We start from the raw sequence: 2,611 nt of genomic DNA, 5'->3' as shown, positions 1-2,611 counted from the left end.
CCCGCCCGCACGCCTCGCGCTCGCCGACGCGAGCCCGCCCCTCCGCCCGCGCGACAGCGCCCGCCGCTATCCGGGTTCCGCGCCGCGTGTCTGCCCGGTGTGTGCCGTCCGCACCGCCAAGGTCGTCCCCATGAACGCACCTCGTCTGCTTGCCGTACCGCTGCTCGCCCTCGCGCTGCTGGGGGTCGGGGCCGCCTCCGCGTCCGCTGCCGAGCCCTTCCCGCAGGGGGCCTCGGGATCCACCGCGTCGGCCGTTCCCTTCGGGGACCCGTTCGCCTCCGACCCGTTCTACGCCGACTTCTTCGACCGCGCGCAGGCCCACCAGGAGGGTGCGGACCCCCACCTGGTCGCGACCCGCGCCCCGCTCTGTCCGCCGCCGGTCGACGGCGGTGCGGGCAGCGACGCGCTGCTCGACTCGGACATCACGTCGAGCACGTCGATCCTGTAGGACCCGCGGGCCCCTCGGGGGCCGTGCCGCCCGCCCCGTCGGATGTCATCCGGCGGGGCGCAGTGCTGCCGTGGGGGCGCCCGCGGCCTGCCCGGCCTCGAAGGTGCGGCTCAGCAGGTCGTGGAGGGTGGCCCGCTCGGCGTCGTCGAGTGCGTCGAGCCCGGCCAGGGTGGTGTGCATGTTGGCGCGGATCGCGTCGATGGCCCGCTCGCCCTCGGCGGTGAGGACCACGTTCTTCACGCGGCGGTCCGTGGGGCTGGGCTCCCGATGGACCAGGCCGCGCTTCTCCAGACGGTCGATGATCCCCGTCATGTTCGAGGCGTCGCAGGACATCGTCTCGGCGAGGACCCGCATCGCGGCGGGTCCACGGCGCAGCACGCTGAGTGTCTTGCCCTGGCTCGCGGTGAGGTTCTCGCCCGCCGCGGCCACCGTGAAGTCCCCGTAGTAGGCACCGAGCGACACCGCGAGGAGCTCCATGAGCTGGGCGGTGTCGACGCGCGGAGTTCCAGGCATGTGACCCACTTTACGCCATGAAACTTGACTATCTCAAATATTGAGGCTTACCTTCTTCCAGTTACTTGAAGTGCTCAAGTATCGAGGTTCTTAAGTAGTCATCGGCTGGAGAAGAAGTCACCGTGTCCCACGTACAGCACGCGGCCCCGCCAAGGGCCACCGGACAGACCGCGGTCATCCTGGTCCTCGGGCTCGCCGCCATGGTCGTCTCGATGATGCAGACGCTGGTCGTTCCGATCCTGTCGATCATCCAGAAGGACCTGGACGCCACCACGGCGGGCGTCAGCTGGGTGACCACCGCCACCCTGCTCTCGGCCGCCGTCTTCACCCCGCTGCTCGGCCGCTTCGGCGACCAGCACGGCAAGAAGCCCACCCTGATAGGCGTGCTGCTCGTGATGATCGCGGGCTCCGTGCTCGCCGCCACCACGAGCTCGCTGGCCTGGCTCATCGTCGGCCGGATCATGCAGGGCGCGGCCACCGCGATCTTCCCGCTCGCGCTCTCCGTGCTCCGCGAGGAGATCAAGCCGGCCAAGCTGCCCGGAGCCATGGCCCTGGTCAGCGGCACGCTGGCGTTCGGCAGCGGCCTCGCCCTGGTGGGCGCAGGACTGCTGACCCAGGGCTCCGACCCCGACTACCACCGGGTGTTCTGGCTCGCGGTCGTCCTCGCCGTGCTCGCCCTGGTGGGCGTGGTGTTCGCGGTGCCCGCCTCGCGCTCGAAGACCGGCGGCCGCACCGACTGGCTCGGCGCGGGCACGCTGGCGCTGCTGCTCGTCCTGCTGCTCCTGCCGATCTCGCAGGGCCACGAATGGGGCTGGACCTCCGGCCGTACGCTCGGCTCCTTCGCGGGCGCCGTCGTCATGGCGGTCGTCTGGGTCCTGACCGAACTGCGGGTCAAGGAGCCGATGGTGGACATGAAGATGTTCGCCCACCGGCCCGTCCTCTTCACCAACCTCGCCGGACTGCTGCTCGGCTTCGCGATGTTCGCCCAGTTCATCGGCGTCTCGTACCTCGTGCAGATGCCCGAGGCGCTGGCCGGATACGGCTTCGGCGCCTCGGTGCTCGACGCGGCCGTCGTCTATCTGCTCCCGACGACGATCGTCTCGCTCGTCGGCGCGCAGTTCGGCGGAGTCCTGGTCCGCAGGGCCGGTGCGCGCATCACGCTGGCCGTCGGCGCCGCCTTCGGCGTCATCGGCTTCGCCTGGCTGACCCTGGCGCACGGCACCAGCGCCTTCGTGATCGGCGCGGGCATGGTCATCGGCCTGGCGATCAGCTTCGGCTACGCCTCGATGCCCGCGCTCATCGTGGCCTCCGTCCCCGCGCACCAGACGGGCATCGCCAACGGCATCAACTCCATCTCCCGCTCGGTGGGCAGCGCCGTCGCGAGCGCGATGATCACCTCGCTGCTCGCGTCGAAGACCATCGCTCTGCCCAAGGGCATGCCCGCCCTCCCGCAGGAGAGCCAGTTCACGCTGAGCTTCGCCATCGCGGGCGCGGCGTTCGTCGTGGTCGTGGCGGTGGCCCTGGTCGGGCTCACGGCCCGGCACGCGCCGCGTGCCTCGCAGCTCCCGTTGACCCCGCCCGTGCCGGAGCGCGCGGGCGTCTGACTGCCCCGTCAGGGGCGAGCCCCGTAAGGGGCGCGGGGAACTGCGC

Annotated in this window: 3 protein-coding genes; 2 read left to right on the top strand and 1 reads right to left on the bottom strand. The window is 71.2% G+C overall.

The window, feature by feature from the left end; translation table 11 throughout:
• The coding region (locus ACFWZ2_RS43500) for a hypothetical protein (protein WP_384555341.1) at positions 1–448 on the top strand (448 nt) is incomplete at its 5' end.
• A gap of 45 nt (positions 449–493) precedes the next feature.
• Here ACFWZ2_RS43500 and ACFWZ2_RS43495 read toward each other — a convergent pair.
• Positions 494–961, bottom strand: coding sequence for a MarR family winged helix-turn-helix transcriptional regulator (locus tag ACFWZ2_RS43495; protein WP_384555340.1), 468 nt, complete (start codon positions 959–961; stop codon positions 494–496).
• A 122-nt stretch (positions 962–1,083) separates the two neighbouring features.
• Between ACFWZ2_RS43495 and ACFWZ2_RS43490 the strand changes: the two genes are divergently transcribed.
• Positions 1,084–2,565 (top strand): MFS transporter, encoded by a 1,482-nt coding sequence (locus ACFWZ2_RS43490; RefSeq protein WP_384555339.1) that lies wholly within the window; start codon positions 1,084–1,086, stop codon positions 2,563–2,565.
• Positions 2,566–2,611 lie beyond the last annotated feature (46 nt).

The sequence above is a fragment of the Streptomyces sp. NPDC059002 genome (genome assembly GCF_042740435.1).
Classification (GTDB): Bacteria; Actinomycetota; Actinomycetes; order Streptomycetales; family Streptomycetaceae; genus Streptomyces.
Note: the sequence above shows the minus strand (reverse complement) of the source record. Positions and strands in the feature narration are given on the sequence as shown.

Excerpts from the sequence above, each read along its gene's own strand:
- ACFWZ2_RS43495 (WP_384555340.1), bottom strand. The coding sequence starts at position 961 with ATGCCTGGAACTCCGCGCGTCGACACCGCCCAGCTCATGGAGCTCCTC.